Annotated in this window: 12 protein-coding genes; 7 read left to right on the forward strand and 5 right to left on the reverse strand. The window is 72.1% G+C overall.

Translation table 11 applies throughout. The annotated features are described in order from the left end of the window. Positions 1 to 77 precede the first annotated feature (77 nt). Both ACFYS8_RS11350 and ssd read right to left on the reverse strand, forming a co-directional pair. Positions 78 to 1,604, reverse strand: coding sequence for a TadA family conjugal transfer-associated ATPase (locus tag ACFYS8_RS11350; protein WP_387639066.1), 1,527 nt, complete (start codon positions 1,602 to 1,604; stop codon positions 78 to 80). 9 nt (positions 1,605 to 1,613) lie between these two features. Next, positions 1,614 to 2,714 (reverse strand): septum site-determining protein Ssd, encoded by a 1,101-nt coding sequence (ssd, locus tag ACFYS8_RS11355; protein ID WP_387639069.1) that lies wholly within the window; start codon positions 2,712 to 2,714, stop codon positions 1,614 to 1,616. Between the two features lie 639 nt (positions 2,715 to 3,353). Here ssd and ACFYS8_RS11360 point away from each other — a divergent pair. Beyond that, complete coding sequence (locus tag ACFYS8_RS11360; RefSeq protein WP_387640679.1) at positions 3,354 to 4,193, forward strand: HAD family hydrolase; 840 nt, start codon at positions 3,354 to 3,356, stop codon at positions 4,191 to 4,193. A 455-nt stretch (positions 4,194 to 4,648) separates the two neighbouring features. Here ACFYS8_RS11360 and ACFYS8_RS11365 read toward each other — a convergent pair whose 3' ends face one another. Then, on the reverse strand, positions 4,649 to 5,530 hold the full coding sequence (locus ACFYS8_RS11365; protein WP_387639072.1) for an oxidoreductase: 882 nt from the start codon (positions 5,528 to 5,530) through the stop codon (positions 4,649 to 4,651). A 254-nt stretch (positions 5,531 to 5,784) separates the two neighbouring features. On the opposite strand from ACFYS8_RS11365, the gene ACFYS8_RS11370 reads away from it, so the two are divergent. Together ACFYS8_RS11370 and ACFYS8_RS11375 are read left to right on the forward strand one after the other, a co-directional pair. Next, entirely contained in the window at positions 5,785 to 6,771 is a 987-nt protein-coding gene (locus ACFYS8_RS11370) for an ATP-binding protein (protein WP_387639075.1), read from the forward strand. 338 nt (positions 6,772 to 7,109) lie between these two features. After that, complete coding sequence (locus ACFYS8_RS11375) at positions 7,110 to 9,485, forward strand: SulP family inorganic anion transporter (protein WP_387639077.1); 2,376 nt, start codon at positions 7,110 to 7,112, stop codon at positions 9,483 to 9,485. A gap of 178 nt (positions 9,486 to 9,663) precedes the next feature. Here the strand turns inward: ACFYS8_RS11375 and ACFYS8_RS11380 are convergent, their stop codons facing one another. Continuing rightward, entirely contained in the window at positions 9,664 to 10,185 is a 522-nt protein-coding gene (locus ACFYS8_RS11380; protein WP_387639080.1) for a hypothetical protein, read from the reverse strand. Positions 10,186 to 10,494: 309 nt separating this feature from the next. Here ACFYS8_RS11380 and acs point away from each other — a divergent pair, with 309 nt between their 5' ends. From acs to ACFYS8_RS11400, 4 genes are all read left to right on the forward strand, one after another. Beyond that, positions 10,495 to 12,447 (forward strand): acetate--CoA ligase, encoded by a 1,953-nt coding sequence (gene acs, locus ACFYS8_RS11385; protein ID WP_387639083.1) that lies wholly within the window; start codon positions 10,495 to 10,497, stop codon positions 12,445 to 12,447. 230 nt (positions 12,448 to 12,677) lie between these two features. Beyond that, positions 12,678 to 13,967: a Na+/H+ antiporter NhaA gene (gene nhaA / locus ACFYS8_RS11390; protein WP_387639086.1), complete on the forward strand. Its 1,290-nt coding sequence runs from the start codon at positions 12,678 to 12,680 to the stop codon at positions 13,965 to 13,967. Positions 13,968 to 14,091: 124 nt separating this feature from the next. Beyond that, positions 14,092 to 14,568, forward strand: a complete 477-nt coding sequence (locus ACFYS8_RS11395) for a phage holin family protein (protein WP_380471970.1) — start codon at positions 14,092 to 14,094, stop codon at positions 14,566 to 14,568. 99 nt (positions 14,569 to 14,667) lie between these two features. Further along, positions 14,668 to 15,615 carry an alpha/beta fold hydrolase gene (locus ACFYS8_RS11400; protein ID WP_387640681.1) on the forward strand — a complete coding sequence of 316 codons (948 nt, stop codon included), beginning with the start codon at positions 14,668 to 14,670 and terminating at the stop codon, positions 15,613 to 15,615. A gap of 490 nt (positions 15,616 to 16,105) precedes the next feature. Here ACFYS8_RS11400 and ACFYS8_RS11405 read toward each other — a convergent pair whose 3' ends face one another. Beyond that, positions 16,106 to 16,807 carry a metal-dependent hydrolase gene (locus tag ACFYS8_RS11405; protein ID WP_387639088.1) on the reverse strand — a complete coding sequence of 234 codons (702 nt, stop codon included), beginning with the start codon at positions 16,805 to 16,807 and terminating at the stop codon, positions 16,106 to 16,108. Positions 16,808 to 16,851: the final 44 nt, after the last annotated feature.

A 16,851-nucleotide genomic window follows, 5' to 3' on the forward strand; every position in this document is an offset into this window, starting at 1 on the left:
GGAGCGCAGCAGTCGCCACGCCACCGCCCCGATCACGCAGAGCCCGACCACCCACAGCAGTTCGATCTGACGCAGCGTCATGACACCTCCACCTGGGGTTCGCAGGAGGGAACGTCAACCGAACCGGTGTCCTGCTCGACCGGATCGGGTTCGGAGACCGCCTCGGGGTGCGGGGGCAGCTCGACGCCGCGTTCGGCGCAGAGGTCCCGCAGCCTGGTCCAGCCGGGGCCGGGTCGGCTGCGTCCGTCACGGTCGAAGTGGACGGCGGCTGTGGTGCCCGTCAGGCCGCCCGGGTCGGCGATCAGCAGGTGCAGGCCGGTGACCCGGCGTCGGCCGTCGGCGCGGTCGCGTCCGAGGTGGACGACGGCGTCCAGCCCGGCCCGGAGCTGGCTGTGCAGCGACTGCCGGTCGAGTCCGGCGAGCGAGCCGAGGGCTTCCAGGCGGGCAGGCACGTCGGCCGCCGTGTTGGCGTGGACGGTGCCGCAGCCGCCTTCGTGGCCGGTGTTGAAGGCGGCCAGCAGGTCGACCACCTCGGCTCCGCGGACTTCTCCGACCACCAACCTGTCGGGTCGCATCCGGAGTGCCTGCCGCACCAGGTCGCGCAGGGTCAGTTCCCCCAGTGACTCCTGGTTGGGCGGGCGGGACTGGAGCCGGACGACGTGCGGATGGTCCGGCCGGAGTTCGGCGGAGTCCTCCGCCAGCACGATGCGTTCGTTGACCGGGACGAGCCCGAGCAGCGCTGCGAGCAGGGTGGTTTTGCCGCTGCCGGTACCGCCGGAGATCAGCAGCGACAGTCGGGCCCGGAGCGCGGCGGCCAGCAGGTCGGCGCCGGACGGTGGCAGGGCCCCGGCGGCCACCAGTTCGGCGAGGGTGAAGGGCGTGCTGCGGCACGTGCGAAGCGAGATGTGGGTGCAGTCGGCGGCGATCGGCGGGAGGACGGCGTGCAGGCGGGTGCCGTCGGACAGCCGGGCGTCCACCCAGGGTCGGGCGTCGTCCAGGCGTCGCCCGGCGGCGGTGGCCAGTCGGTGGGCGAGCCGGCGAACGGCATCGGTGTTCGGGAAGCGCACCTGGGGCGCGCGTTCCAGGCCCTTGCCTCGGTCGATCCAGATCTGGTCGGGTCCGTTGACCAGGACGTCGGTGACGCCGGGCTCGGCCAGCAGTGGGTCGAGCGGCCCGGCGCCGACGATCTCGGCGCGCAGACTGCGGACGGTGTTGAGCACGTCGGCCCCGCCGAGCGGTGGCCGGGCGGCGCGCAGCGCGGCGGCGACCGAGCCCGCAGTGGGTGCCGCGCCCGCCTCGGCGAGCCGAAGCCGGACGACATCGACGAGTTCGGCGGCCCCGTCCGCGGGCAGGCCGCCGGGCGGCCCGTCCCGTTCGGGCGCGGCCGACGCATGTCGGCGGACCAGGTAGCGCACCGGCGGGCCGGCTTCGGCCGGTGCGACGTCCTCGGCGGGCCCCGGCAGGGTGCCGCGCAGGGCCCGGGCGCGGGGTACGGGGATGCGCCGGTGGGTGCGGGTGATCGGCTGCCGGGCGGGCCTCGGCTCGCCGGTGTGCCCGTCGGTGGTGTCGGGGTGGGTGTCGACGGCGTGCAGGCGGTTGGCCATGGGTTCTCCTCAGGCCGCCACGACGGGCGGCATCGCTTCGGTCAGGAATTGCCCGCAGAAGCGGGCCAGCGGCCCGCCGTCCCGCAGGCCGGGCGGGGCGCCCCGTTCGGCGTCCAGGGCGAGGCCGGGCTCGGGGGCAAGCTCCCCGGCCAGGCGCAGGTGCAGGCCGCGGGCGACATCGGCGGCCGTGAGGCCGGACGGGCCGGGGGTGCGGACGACGGCCCGCAGGTCGGCGAGCCGTATCCGGACGGCCCCGGCGACCCGGTCGGCGGCGGCCAGCGCGCGCAGTTCGGCGGGAACCACGAGCAGCCCGGTGTCGGCCTGTTCGAGGGCCTGGGCGGCCGCCGCGTCGAGGTGTCTGGGCAGGTCGAGGACAACCAGCCCGCCGCGTCTGCGGGCGGCGGCCAGGACGCTGCACATGGCTTCGGCGGGGATGGTCAGGGTGTCGGAGCGGTCCCAGGACAGCGCGCTGAGCCGGTGTGGCTCGGGCAGCGCCCTGGCGAGCTCGGCACCGCTGATCCGGCCGCGCGAGGCGGCCAGGTCCGGCCAGCGCAGGCCGCCGGCCTGTTCGGCGCCGAGCAGGACGTCGAGTCCGCCGCCGAGTGGGTCACCGTCGATCAGCATCGTGCGGTGTCCGGCCCGGGCGGCGCGGACCGCGAGCGCGCAGGCCAGTGTGGAGGCCCCGGCGCCGCCGCGGCCGCCAAGCACGGCGACGGTGAGCGCGGGTGGTCCGACGCCTTCGGTGGCGTCGGCGATCCGGTCGAGCAGCCAGGGCTGCGCGTCCGGCAGGAACAGCACGTGCTCCGCGCCCAGCCGGACGGCGCGGACCCAGATCTCGCCGTCGTCGAGGTCGAGTCCGAGCAGCAGCACGCCGGGGCGGCGGGGCAGGCCAGCGCACTGCTCGGCGAGGTCGTCGCCGACCAGCACCAGTGGGGCGTTCTCCCACAGCGGGGCGGGCGGTGGGGCGCTGCTGAGCAGCCGTGGTTCGGCTCCGGCGGCGGCGCACAGACGGGTGAGCTGTTCGGCGAGGGTCTCGTCGCCGGTGAGGATCAGCGGCCCGGGCGGGGGCTCGGGGCCGGTGGCGTGCGGGTCGGTGACGAATGCGGACAAGGCGGGCCTCCGCGTGGTGCGGGATCGGTCTGACGGCGCGTCGGACGCGGCGGCCCGGGTGGGTCGGCGCGGCGACGCGGACACCACGGTGGAGCACGGCACGGAATGCGTCAGCCGAGTTCGCAATGCCTGTGGATAACTCGCCCCTGTGGATAACCGAGCTCACTCGGACGGGGGCCAAAACAGTTCGGAATTGACGCATCGGAGATGCCAATATGACGCTCAATCCGCTACGGAGAGTGACATATGACTGAGTGCGAAGAACCCTCGACAGCGGCTCGGAAACCGCCGGAACACCCCCTCCGAACCGCCCGTCACGCCACTCCCTGGAGGCTCAATTGCCTAGGAAAATGGCCCCGGACATGCGACGACCCCCGCCGGGGGGGAGAGCGGGGGTCGTCTATCCACGGCCCGACTCGGGGGGGAGGAGCCGGACCGGGTTAGCACGGTCGCGCGAACGATCCGTGACTTCCATGGTGTACCCGACCGCCCAGAAACACAAACCCGCACGCCCGCGGGTCCACCGAATGGCCGCCTGTTTTGCCGATCCCTCTATCCTCGGTTCCCGTGGACACCACCGAGAACGCCGACTTCGCCGACCGCGGTGCCGACTCCGACGCACCGGACTCCACCGAGCCCGTGACGGACACCACAGCGCCCGTCCGACCCGGATACGGCGTGCCGCGGACAGCCGCCTTCTTCGACCTCGACAAGACGATCATCGCCAAGTCCAGTGCCCTCGCCTTCAGCCGGCCGTTCTACCAGGGCGGCCTGATCAACCGTCGTTCGGTGGTGAAGAGCGCCTACGCCCAGTTCGTCTTCCTGGTCGGTGGCGCGGACCACGACCAGATGGAGAAGATGCGGGCCTACCTGTCGGCGCTCACCCGGGGCTGGAACGTCCAGCAGGTGCGGGAGATCGTCGCGGAGACCCTGCACGGCATGATCGACCCGATCATCTACGACGAGGCCGCGTCGCTGATCGAGCAGCACCACGCGGCCGGCCGGGACGTGGTGATCGTCAGCAGCTCCGGCTCCGAGGTGGTCGAGCCGATCGGCCAACTCCTGGGCGCCGACCACGTGATCGCCACCCGCCTGCACGTCGAGGACGGCCGCTACACCGGCGAGATCGAGTACTACGCGTACGCCGAGAACAAGGCCGCCGCGATCCGCGAGTTGGCCGAGCGAGAGGGCTACGACCTCGCCAACTGCTATGCGTACAGCGACTCCTCGACCGATCTGCCGATGCTGGAGACGGTCGGCCACCCGGCCGCGGTGAACCCGGACCGGGCGCTGCGCAAGGAGGCGGTGGCCCGCGAGTGGCCGGTGCTGGTGTTCAGCCGGCCGGTCGAACTGACGCGCAGGCTGCCAGAGTTCCACGCGCCCAGCCGTTCGGTGCTGGCCGCTGTGGCGGTCGGCGCGGCGGCGCTGACGGCCGGGGTGCTCTGGTACAGCGCGCGGCGCCGTCGCCCGGTGGTCTGAGGCCGCGCCGGGCGGATCGGTCCCGCGCGAAGCGGAACGACCCGACGCGGGGTGGAACGACCTCGCGTCGGGCGACGGTTCGCCATATCGGACAAACCGCACGGGAACCCGTCAAAGCATCCCTTTTCGGGTTCCCCTTTTGTCTGATCTGCGGTAGAAATGGGTTAGGCCCGCGAGACCCGGTCAGGACCCCAAAGGGGTCGTTCCGACAACGCAGTTCAGGCCCCACGGACCCGTGTACGGACAACTGGGCACCCACATGCAGCCGACCCGCTGTCGGGCCGCCGCACCAGGCGAAGGGCAACAGGACCCCGCCTGATGGGCATTGCACGGTGCATGCACTGGTAACCCGGTCTCCGTACCAGCGGCGACGCCCGGAAGTCTCGGACGTCGCCGCAACTGCATTACTGGGGCTTCCCGTTCAGCCCGGCCACCCGCCTCGAACGGTCGGAAGGTCAGACCATCCCGCGCTGCATCGCCTCGCACACCGCGGTGCTCTCGCGGACGCCGAGGCCGAGCCCGGCGGCGCAGTGGGTGAGCCAGCGGGCCATGCCCTCGGGGGTGCCCTCCAGGTAGCCGAGCAGGGCCTGCCGGTAGGCGGCGGTGCCGAGTTCGGCGAGGCCGACCTCGGCGGGGCAGATCGCCTTCGGGTCGAGGCCCTCGGCGATCAGCACGATCCGCTGGGCAGCCCGGGCGACCAGGCCGTTGTAACTGCCGAACGGGCGCAGCGCGAGCAGTTCGCCGTGCACGACGGCGGCGACCACCAGGGCGGGCGCGCCGCCGGTGGGGCGTTCGGCGCGGGCGGCCAGCAGTCCGGCGAGCTGGTCGAGGCGGGCGGCCGCCTCGTCGGCCGGGGGCGGCGGCGGGAGTTCGCCGACCGGACCGTCGGGCGCGGCGCCTTCGGTGGCGGCGATTTCGCGTGGGAACAGCGGTGCGGCGTTCTCACCGGCCCGGCGCGGGCGGCCGGCGGACGGGTCGGCCTCGCCGACGGCGAGCAGGTGGAGGCGGGCCAGCACCTGGAGCGGGGAGGTGCGCCAGACACTGAGCAGCTGGCCGGCCTCGGCGGAGAGGCGCAGGGCCGCGCCGATCGTCCGGGCATCGGGGTCGGCGCCGAAGTCGGTGCGGCGGCGGACCTCCTCCAGCGGCCAGTCGGCGCCCTCCAGGGCGGCGGAGGCGCGGGCGCCGCGCAGTGCGGACTCGGACGTCACCTCGCCGGCCCGGCGCCGCATCACGCGGTGTCCGTAGAGGCGGTCGACGTTCTTGCGCACCTCGGCGACGGCCTCGGGGACCCCGGCCAGCTGGGCCAGCGGGGCGAGCGGGTCTGTTCCTGTGGTCACCTACCCGAGAGTAATGAATCGTCCGGGCCGTCGGGCGGCAACCCCCGGGTCACCCTTTCGTGGCAATCCGCCTTTCCCCCATGTGCGACACCCCAAACCACCGCTAGCATGAGCCGCAATCGGTGACGATAACGATTTCCAACAAGCGTCCTGCCGCGGCGGCAGTGCCATCGCACCCCGCGGCAGCCCGTGGCACACAGAGCCACAGCACCCCAGAGCTACAGCACTACAGAGCCAAAGAGCCGGAGACTCAGATGAAGATCGCCTTCGTCGGCAAGGGCGGCAGCGGCAAGACCACCCTGTCCGCACTGTTCATCCGCCACCTGGCCGCCGCCGGCTGTCCGGTGGTCGCCGTCGATGCGGACATCAACCAGCATCTGGGCCCGGCCCTCGGCCTGACGGATGCCCAGGCGGCTTCGCTGCCCTCGCTCGGCGCGCACCTGCCGGAGATCAAGGAGTACCTGCGCGGCGCCAACCCGCTGATCCGCTCCGCCGAGGAAATGATCAAGACCACCCCGCCCGGCCCCGGCTCCCGGCTGCTGCGGATCGTCGAGGAGAACCCGGTGTACGCGGCCTGCGCCCGGCCGGTCGCCCTGGACGAGGGCTCGGTGCGGCTGCTGGCGACCGGCGCGTTCACCGAGGAGGACCTCGGGGTGGCCTGCTACCACTCCAAGGTCGGCGCCGTGGAACTGCTGCTCAACCACCTGCTGGACGGCCCGGACGAGTATCTGGTCACCGACATGACGGCCGGCTCTGACTCGTTCGCCTCCGGCCTGTTCACCCGCTTCGACCTGACCTTCCTGGTCGCCGAACCGACCCGCAAGGGCGTCTCGGTGTACCGCCAGTACAAGGAGTACGCCCAGGACTTCGACGTCCACCTGCGGGTGATCGGCAACAAGGTGCAGAGCGCGGACGACCTCGAGTTCCTGCGCCGCGAGGTCGGTGACGACCTGTACGCCTCGTTCGGGCACTCCGACTGGGTGCGGCGACTGGAGCGCGGGGACGAGCCGCCGCTGCGCGAGCTGGAACCGGCCAACCGAGAGGTGCTGGGCCGGCTGCGGACCGCCGCGGACGCCGCCCACCAACTGCGCGACCGCGGCCGCTACAGCGCCCAGGCGGTCCGCTTCCACCTGCGCAACGCGGAGAGCTGGGGCAACGCCAAGATCGGCGCGGACCTGGCCACCCAGGTGGACCCGGACTACGTGCTGGGCGCCGAACAGGCCCGGACCGCCGGGGTCTGAACCGCCCGCCCGAGGGGCCGGCCCGTCCTGCTGGACGGGCCGGCCCCTCGGCGTTTGCGACGAATTCCCGCTTGGTTCGAGTACCACACGATGTGGTGAAAAGCCCTTTTTGCGCTTCCACCGAACGCGCACGCTGTGCAAAGGTCTCATTACTCTCGGTTTACCAAGTCTTGAACCCGGGTCGCCACTGGCCGTCGCCGCGCACCCCGGTCCCCGCGCGGCCACCCACCGTCAGGCCGCCCCGCCACACCCGCTGCGACCCACGACAGCCGATCCGACCGAGACCTCACCGCCGGACCTGACTGCGTTCGTTCCCCCGGAAGAAGACGGGAAGAGACATGACCCTCGACATTTCCAGCGCCCCCATCGCCTCCGACACCACCGACCACGCCCCGCCGGGCACCCCCGCCACCCCGGACGGGGGCACCTCCGCCGGGCAGCGGGTGCGCGCGCTGCTGGCGCACGACCTGCCGGCCTCGCTCGCGGTGTTCCTGATCGCGGTGCCGTTCTCGCTCGGCATCGCGCTGGCCACCGGCGCGCCACTGACGGCCGGCCTGGTCGCGGCCGCCGTGGGCGGATTGGTGGCCGGCCTGCTCGGTGGGACCCACTTGCAGGTCAGCGGGCCCTCCGCCGCGCTCACCGTGGTCACCGCCGGGGTGATCGCCCAGTACGGCTGGCAGACCGCCTGCCTGGTGACGGTCGCCGCCGGCCTGCTGCAGCTGCTGCTCGGCTCGCTGCGGGTGGCCCGCGCCGCGCTCGCGGTCTCCCCCGCCGTGGTGCACGGCCTGCTGGCCGGAGTGGGCCTCACCATCGCTATTGCCCAACTGCACGTCATCCTCGGTGGTTCGCCGCAGAGTTCGGCCCTCGCCGACCTGCGCTCGCTCCCCGGCGAACTGGCCGGCCCGCACCCACCCGCGCTGGTGGTCGGCCTGCTCGCACTCGCCGTGCTCTTCGGCTGGCCGAGGCTCGGCCGGCTGCCCGGCCCGGTCGGCCGGTTCGGCACACGGCTGGCTCGGCTGCCCGCCGCCCTGGTCGCGGTCGCCGCCGCCACCACGCTGTCGCTGATCGCCGAACTGCGCCTCGCCCGGGTCGAACTCCCGGTCTGGGAGCACCACCAGTTCTTCTCGCCCCCCTCACCGGGCATGCCGGCCGGCCACTGGGCGGCCCTGCTCGGCCTGGTGCTCACGGTCGCCGCGGTGGCCGGTGTCGAGTCCCTGCTGTCCTCCGTCGCCGTCGACCGGATGACCCGCCGGGCCGGCGACCTGGATCGCGAACTGCGCGCCCAGGGTGTGTCCAACCTGCTCTCCGGGCTGCTCGGTGGCCTCCCGGTGGCCGGCGGCGCGGTGCGCTCCACCGCCAATGTGCAGGCGGGGGCGGCCACCCGGATGTCGGCGGTGCTGCACGGCTGCTGGGTGCTGGTCGCCGCGCTGGCGCTGACCGCCGGGCTGCGCCGGATCCCGCTGGCCGCACTCGCCGCGCTGGTGCTGGTGGTCGGCGTGCAGATGGTGAGCTTCGCGCACATCCGCCGGGTGCACCGGCACCGCGAGTTCCCGGTCTACCTGGCCACCGTGCTCGGCGTGGTGCTGCTCGGCGTCCCGCTCGGGGTGGTCCTCGGCGGCTCGGTCGCCGTGCTGCTCGCCCTCTACCGGCTGACGCGGGCGCACGTCGAGGTGATCGCCGAACCGGACGGCTCCTGCACCGTCCGCACCCACGGTCCGCTGACGTTCGTGGCGGTGCCCAGGCTGAGCCGGGCGTTCGCCCGGATCCCGGCCGGCGCCCGGGTGACGGTCCGGCACGACGGATCATTCCTCGACCACGCCGCGTTCGAGGCGTTGCACGCCTGGCGCGCCGACCATCAGGCCACGGGCGCCCAGGTCTCGATGCTGACCGACCGCCAGGCACAGGAGGTGCTCGACCCGGACGGCACCGTCCTGATCGACGACGCCCCGGGCGGGCACCGCTGCAGTGCCTGGACGCCCTGGGTCGGCCACCACTGCATCGAGCCGGACGAGGACGATCCGCACGTCCGGCTGCTGCACGGCGTGCGCGGCTTCCAGCAGCACACCGCCCCGCTGGTCCGCCAGGAACTGGCCCGGCTGGCCCGCGACGGCCAGACCCCCTCGCAGCTCTTCCTCACCTGCGCGGATTCCCGGATGGTCACCAGCATGATCACCAGCTCCGGCCCGGGCGATCTCTTCACCGTCCGCAATGTCGGCAACCTGGTGCCCGCCCCGTACGAACCGGGCGCGGCAGACGATTCGGTGGCCGCCGCCGTCCAGTACGCGGTGGAGGTGCTGGAGGTCGCCTCGATCACGGTCTGCGGGCACTCCGGCTGCGGCGCGATGAAGGCCCTGCTGGACGGGGTGACGGAGCAGACAGGGCCGCCCACGGCGCTGGCCCGGTGGCTGCGCAACGGACGCGGGTCACTGGCCCGACTGCGGCGGGCCCCAGCGGAGTTCGAGGGCCGCGCGGCGGCGGATGTGGCCGAGCAGCTGTGCATCACCAATGTGGTGCAGCAGCTCGACCAGTTGATGGCCAATCCGGCCGTCGAACGCCGGGTGTCGGACGGGTCGCTGCGCCTGGTCGGGATGTACTTCGACTTCGCCACCGCCCAGGCCTATGTGATGGACAGTCGGTCGGGCCGCTTCGCGCCGGTGCACGCGGAGGCCGAGCACCCAGCCGGGCAGACGCCGAAACCGGAACTGGCCGCGTAGCCGACAGCGCGACCGGGCAGCCGCCGGCCGTCGGCCACCGACCGCCGGAGACCCGACGCCGGCCGCAGTCCACGAACGGCAACCGCAAAGGCAGCCGCTGGGCGCAGACCGCCAACTGCCGGTCGTGAAGAAGAAGACAGGGGCGCATGGAGACAACTCCAGCGCCCCTGATTGTGCGTCAACCGCCGGTTCGGTGGTTGAGCAGGTTGGCCAGGTCCGCGGGGGTGACGTAGCCGGGCCAGCGATGGTCGTCGAACAGGTGGACGCCGGCGTCCTGGTAACACTGGTCGACCAGTTGCGAGCAGATCATGTGTTTGGTGGAGGCGACGTACTTGCGCAGCGGCGGGCCTGCGGGGAGGTGCAGGCGGTGGGCGGCGAGGGCGAGGTAGTCGGTGAAGGAGTAGGGGGTGCCGAGGTAGGAACGGGCAGCGGTGGTGATGGCGGTGCGCTGGTCGTCGGTGAGCGGTATGCGGCCGGTGGACCAGAGCACGGGGTGTCCGTCGTAGTCGCCGAGCGGATCGAGTGTCGCTCCGCCTGGCTGGGCCTCGACCACGTGGCCGTCGCCGACGAAGACGAAGGCGTGTTCGTAGTCGGAGAAGCCGTCGCCGTTGAGGAATTGTCCGATCCGGATCAGGCGGCCGGTGCGGCCGTCCATGCGGACGACCGCGAAGTCGCCCGGCCGGGGTGAGGTGTCGGTCATGCAGAACCCCCGTCACTGTCGCGTACGGTGATGGGTTGCGTACTGACAGTGGAGTACCGGGGCCGGGGGTCGTCAAGGTGCCGTGCGGGATTGATCGCCCCTGGGGGCGGGAAGTCGTCGGGTACGACCGGCCGAGCGGCATCGGAGGCATCCACCCGGGGCGCAGCCTCCTGCCGATCAAAGGTCTACACCAATTTTCCGGAGCCTCTTGTCAACACGGCTCTTGGCCTGGTGAGCTGTGCGCTGGGACACACGGGACCATCCTCCGCACGGGGTTCCCGGTATTTGAGACTCGATGAGGAGTGCGCGTTGAGCAACGAGAGCCTGGCCAACCTGCTCAAGGAGGAGCGGCGCTTCGCCCCGCCCGCGGAGCTCGCCGCCTCCGCCAACGTCACCGCCGACGCCTACGCCCAGGCCTCCGAGGACCGGCTGGCCTTCTGGGCCGAGCAGGCCCGCCGGCTGAGCTGGGCGGTCGAGCCCACCGAGACCCTGGACTGGTCGAACCCGCCGTTCGCCAAGTGGTTCGCGGACGGCAAGCTCAACGTGGCGTACAACTGCGTCGACCGCCACGTCGAGGCCGGCAACGGCGACCGGGTCGCGATCCACTTCGAGGGTGAGCCGGGCGACAGCCGGGCCATCACCTACGCGCAGCTGAAGGACGAGGTCTCCAAGGCCGCCAACGCGCTGCTGGAGCTGGGCGTGGCCAAGGGCGACCGAGTCGCCGTCTACCTGCCGATGATCCCCGAGGCGGTGGTCTCGATGCTTGCCTGCGCCCGCATCGGCGCCGCCCACTCGGTGGTCTTCGGCGGTTTCTCGGCCGACGCGGTCGCCTCCCGCATCCAGGACGCCGACGCCAAGGTGGTGATCACCGCCGACGGCGGCTACCGCCGCGGCAAGCCGTCCGCGCTGAAGCCGGCCATCGACGAGGCGCTGACCAAGGTCGACGGCGTGGAGAAGGTCCTGGTCGTGCGCCGCACCGGCGAGGAGGTGGCCTGGACCGAGGGCCGCGACGTCTGGTGGCACGAGCTGGTCGACAGCCAGTCCGCGGAGCACACCCCGGAGGCGCACGACGCCGAGCAGCCGCTGTTCATCCTCTACACCTCGGGCACCACCGGTAAGCCCAAGGGCATCCTGCACACCTCCGGCGGCTACCTGACCCAGGCGAGCTACACCCACCACGCGGTGTTCGACCTGAAGCCGGAGACCGACGTCTACTGGTGCACCGCCGACATCGGCTGGGTCACCGGCCACTCGTACATCGCCTACGGCCCGCTCGCCAACGGCGCCACCCAGGTGATCTACGAGGGCACCCCGGACACCCCGCACCAGGGCCGGTTCTGGGAGATCGTGCAGAAGTACGGCGTCACCATCCTCTACACGGCGCCCACCGCGATCCGCACCTTCATGAAGTGGGGCGACGACATCCCGGCCCGCTACGACCTGTCGAGCCTGCGGGTGCTGGGTTCGGTCGGCGAGCCGATCAACCCGGAGGCATGGGTCTGGTACCGGGAGCACATCGGCGCGGGCAAGACCCCGATCGTCGACACCTGGTGGCAGACCGAGACCGGCGCAATGATGATCAGCCCGCTGCCGGGCGTCACCGAGACCAAGCCTGGCTCGGCCCAGCGTGCCCTGCCGGGCATCGCCGCCACCGTGGTGGACGACGAGGCCCGCGAGGTGCCGAACGGCTCCGGCGGCTACCTGGTGCTGACCGAGCCGTGGCCGTCCATGCTGCGCACCATCTGGGGCGACGACCAGCGCTACATCGACACCTACTGGTCGCGCTTCGAAGGCCGCTACTTCGCCGGTGACGGTGCGAAGAAGGACGAGGACGGCGACATCTGGCTGCTCGGCCGGGTGGACGACGTGATGCTGGTGTCCGGTCACAACATCTCGACCACCGAGGTCGAGTCGGCGCTGGTCGGGCACCCGGCGGTGGCCGAGTCCGCGGTGGTCGGCGCGAGCGACGCCACCACCGGCCAGGCGATCGTGGCGTTCGTGATCCTGCGCGGCAGCGCCACCGACAGCCCCGACCTGATCGCGGAGCTGCGCAACCACGTGGGCAAGACGCTCGGCCCGATCGCCAAGCCGAAGCAGATCAAGGTGGTCTCCGAGCTGCCGAAGACCCGCTCCGGCAAGATCATGCGCCGCCTGCTGCGCGACATCGCCGAGGGCCGCGAGGTGGGCGACACCACCACGCTGGCCGACTCCACGGTGATGAACCTGATCCAGTCCCAGCTGCCGGGCGGCACCGAGGGCTGATCCACCGTCAGACAACGGGCCGGGCCCGCTCCGTGAGACCTCGGAGCGGGCCCGGCCCGTTGTCGTTCCCGGGCACCCAAACACTCATAAAGTGAGACAGAACGACATACCTCTTGCCGCACCCCGTTAGGATGTCAAGGAACCATCAAGGTTCTGAGGCGCGCCGGGAAGTCTGGTCGGCACTGCACCACCCGTGTGTCCGCATGCCGCCCGCCTCAGGAGGTCCCCCCGTGGCCAGCCCGTCCAACGAGCGCCGCCAGTTCCTTGGTCTGCTCCCGCTGCCCGAACGCCGCTTCATCGCCGACGCGCTGCGCACCGAGACGGTCGGCGGGGTACTGCTGCTGGGCGCCGCCCTGGTCGCGCTGATCTGGGCGAACGTCTGGCCGCACGCCTACGAGACGGTCCGCGGGCTGACCTTCGGCCCCTCCGAGCCGCTGCACCTGGACCTCCCGCTGGAGGCCTGGGTGCAGGACGGACTGCTGACGATCTTCTTCTTCGTCGCGGGCATCGAGCTGAAACGCGAGTTCGTGGCCGGGGAGCTGCGCACGCCGAGCGCGGCGCTGCTGCCGGTGGTGGCGGCGGTGTGCGGTGTGGCGCTGCCGGCGGTGCTGTACACGGTGGTGAACGTGGTCGGGAACGGCCATCCGGCGGGCTGGGCGATCCCGACCGCCACCGACATCGCGTTCGCGCTGGGCGTGCTGGCCGTGGTGGGCAGCCACCTGCCGTCCGCGCTGCGGGCGTTCCTGCTGACCCTGGCGGTGGTGGACGACCTGATCGCAATCCTGATCATCGCGGTCTTCTACTCGACCGGGATCACCTTCTGGGCGCTGGGCGCGGCGTTCGCGGGCCTGGTGCTGTTCTGGTTCCTGCACCGGCGCGGGCTGGGCCGCTGGTGGGTGATGGTGCCGCTGGGCGTGGTGATCTGGGCGCTGATGCACGAGAGCGGCGTCCACGCGACGGTGGCCGGTGTGGCGATGGGCCTGATCCTGCGCTGCCACCGCGAGGAGGGCGAGGAGCATTCCCCCGGCGAGCACGTCGAGCACCTGGTGCGTCCGCTGTCGGCGGGGTTCGCGGTGCCGATGTTCGCGCTGTTCGCTGCGGGGGTGCCGGTGTCCGCGAAGGCGCTGGGCGAGGTGTTCACCGAGGCCGCGCCGCTGGGCATCCTGATCGGCCTGCTGATCGGCAAGTCGGTGGGCATCTTCGGCGGTACCTGGCTGGCCGCCCGCTACACCAGGGCCACCCTGAACCCGCAGCTGACCTGGTCCGACATGTTCGCGCTGGCCACCGTGGCGGGCATCGGTTTCACAGTGTCGCTGCTGATCAGCGACCTGGCGTTCGTCGGCGACCCGCACCTGGCCGAGCTGTGCAAGGAGGCCGTCCTGGTCGGCTCGCTGACCTGCGCGGTGGTCGGCACCCTGCTGCTCAAGCGCCGCAACCGGTACTACCGGCAGCTGTGCGAGGACGAGGAGCGCGATTCGGACGGCGACGGCATCCCCGATGTGTACCAACAGCGGGGGTGACACGCCGTCCGCCGGGGACCCGGAGTGGTGCCCGACTCACCGGTAGGGGCATGATGCTGAGCTGACACCCGTGCGTGACGCACCCTCAGCGCGCCGCACCAAGCCCGCGAAGTGGAGACCGCCGATGGCCGCAGGAGCCACCAACCCGAACGGCAACGGCCGCATCCCGCACGAGGGCGAGCGCACCGTCGGCGAGCTGTTCGCCGCCGCCTCCGCCGAGCTCTCCAGCCTGGTGCACGACGAGATCGCGCTGGCCAAGGCCGAGATCAAGGCGGACGTGGTGCGCGGCGGCATCGGCACCGCGGCCGGGGTGGTGGCCGGCGTGGTGGCGCTGGCATCGATCCCGATGTTCTCGTTCGCCTTCGCCTGGGGCCTGCAGGCGCTGGGCATCACCACCGGCTGGTCGTTCGCCATCGTCGGCGGCGCGTACGTGCTGATCGCGCTGCTGCTGGCGTTCATGATGATCCGGTACTTCAAGAAGGTCCGGAAGCCGGAGCGCACCATCGCCGGTGCGCAGGCCACCGCGCAGGTGCTGAAGAACGCCCGGCCGCGGCCGGCCACCAAGGAAGAGATCGACCGGGCGCTGGGCCGGATCCAGTGACCGACGGCCGGTAACGGTTTACGCCCGGGTGTGAGTGCCGGGCAGGTACGGAGGGCGCGGGTATGACAGGCTGCGGGTATGTCGTTGGACCAGAAGCCCGTGGATGAGCCCGCCTCCGTTCCCGTCCGGCCGGGTGCCGGGGAGCCGTGGAGCGTCCGCTCGGCCGGGCCGTGGACGCACCGCGATCTGGCCGCGAACGGCGCGCGTTTCCACATCGCCGAACTCGGCGAGGGCCCGCTGGTGCTGCTGGTGCACGGCTGGCCCGAGTACTGGTGGGCGTGGCGGCACCAGCTGACGGCGCTCGCCGAGGCGGGCTTCCGGGCGGTGGCGCTGGACCTGCGCGGGATGGGCGGTTCGGACCGCACGCCGCGCGGCTACGACCCCGGCAACCTGGCGCTGGACGTCACCGGCGTGATCCGTTCGCTCGGCGAGCGGCAGGCGCACCTGGTGGGCCACGGCACCGGCGGCACGCTGGCCTGGGTGGCCGCGGTGATGCGCCCCTCGGTGATCCGCAGTCTGACGGTGGTGTCGGCCGCGCACCCGCGGCACCTGCGGCGGGCGCTGCTCACCGACCGCCGGCAGATCGCCGCGTTCGAACACGTGCTGGGCTTCCAGCGGCCGTGGATCCCGGAGCGCCGGCTGGTCGCGGACGACGGGGCGCTGGTCGGCGACTACCTGCGGGCCTGGACCGGGCCGAACACGCTGCCCGAGGAGGCGGTGACGTCCTACCGCCAGGCGATCCAGGTGCCCAGCACCGCGCACTGCTCGATCGAGCCGTACCGCTGGCTGATGCGCTCGATGGCCCGGCCGGACGGCATCCAGTTCGCGCGCCGGATGAAGAAGCAGATCACCGCGCCGGTGCTGCACGTGCAGGGTGCCGCCGACCCGGTGCTGCTGTCGCGCACCGCGCTAGGGGCGGGCGAGTTCGTCTCCGCGCCGTACCGGTGGCGACTGCTTCCGGGGGTGGGGCACTTCCCGCACGAGGAGGTGCCGGAGGAGTTCACGTCGGAGCTGATCGGGTGGGTCCGGCAGCACAAGGACGGCTGACCCTCCGACGCCAACGCCGGTACGCCGAAGCAGACTTGACGGCGTTCATATGACAAGCGCATAGGCCAGTCGCATGCCGCCAGGGCGGTTACTCCGGGCGGCCCCAGGGAATCCCTCCGGTATGACCTGGATGCCCGATCGAGAAGCCCAGCCGCGCCGAGGCCGCCGTGGCAGCAGCAACTCGCAGCAGCACGTTCCGCAGCCGGACTGGCCCTACCAGCCGACCGAGCGGACGCCACGCGGCGCGGGGTACCGGCTCGGAATTCCGAAGATCATCGGACGGCGCGCCCGCTGGGTCGGCGCGAGGCTCCGCCGGGAGGGGTGAGCCCGCGAAGCGGCCGGGGGCGCGAAACCGGGGGCGCGGGGAACTGCGCGACAAGCGCAAAGCCCGTCCGCAAGGTCGCGAGCACGTGCAAGTCATTGCCCTGCATCGCGATCTTGCGGTTGGAGCCTTCCGCTTCGCGCAGTTCCCCGCGCCCCTGGTGGGGCTTCAGCCCAGCACGCTCGGCGAGATCGCGGTGGACCAGAGCAGCAGACCGAAGGTCGCCACCGACATCACCGGGACCAGGATCTTGGTCTCCATGTCGTTGCCGGTGCGCTTGATCAGCACGACCTCGTAGCGCTCTTTGTGCGGCCACAGCAGTGGCGAGCCCTGCTTGGTCAGGCAGTCGCCGAGCAGGTGCGCCAGGGTGCCCAGGGCCACCGCGTACGGCAGCCAGCCCGGGGCGTCGGGCAGCCAGGTGAGCATGCCGAAGGTGCCGAGCGCGGCCAGGCCGACCACGATGATCCACGGCGCGTGCCCGTGGCCCGGCGGGTGCAGGCGCAGCGCCTTGATCGCCATGGCGAGCAGGAAGAACGTCAGGCCGATGGTGAAGTACCGGCCCAGGAAGGTGATGCCAGCCCAGCTGCCGGCGCCCATCAGGGCGACGAACAGCAGCGAGTGGGTGGCGTGCCGGTGGCCGCCGGAGGCCCAGGCGACGAAGCGGCACAGCGCCTTGGAGATGGGGCCGAGGAAGTTGGCGATCGTCCCGTCGTGGTGGTCGAGGTCCGGCAGCAGCGCCGCGCCCGCGCACAGCACGGTGCCCATCAGCACGCCGGCCGGCGTCAGGTGAATGCCCATCAGTGGTGGGACGAACGGCGCGGTGGCCGCGAACAGCAGCGCGCCGCTGACCGCGTGCGAGTGACCCATCATGACGTCTGTCGAACCTCCCGTCGGGCTCCGCCGGGGGCGACCCG

This window comes from Kitasatospora sp. NPDC004615, assembly GCF_042873545.1.
In the GTDB taxonomy this organism is placed as follows: domain Bacteria; phylum Actinomycetota; class Actinomycetes; order Streptomycetales; family Streptomycetaceae; genus Kitasatospora.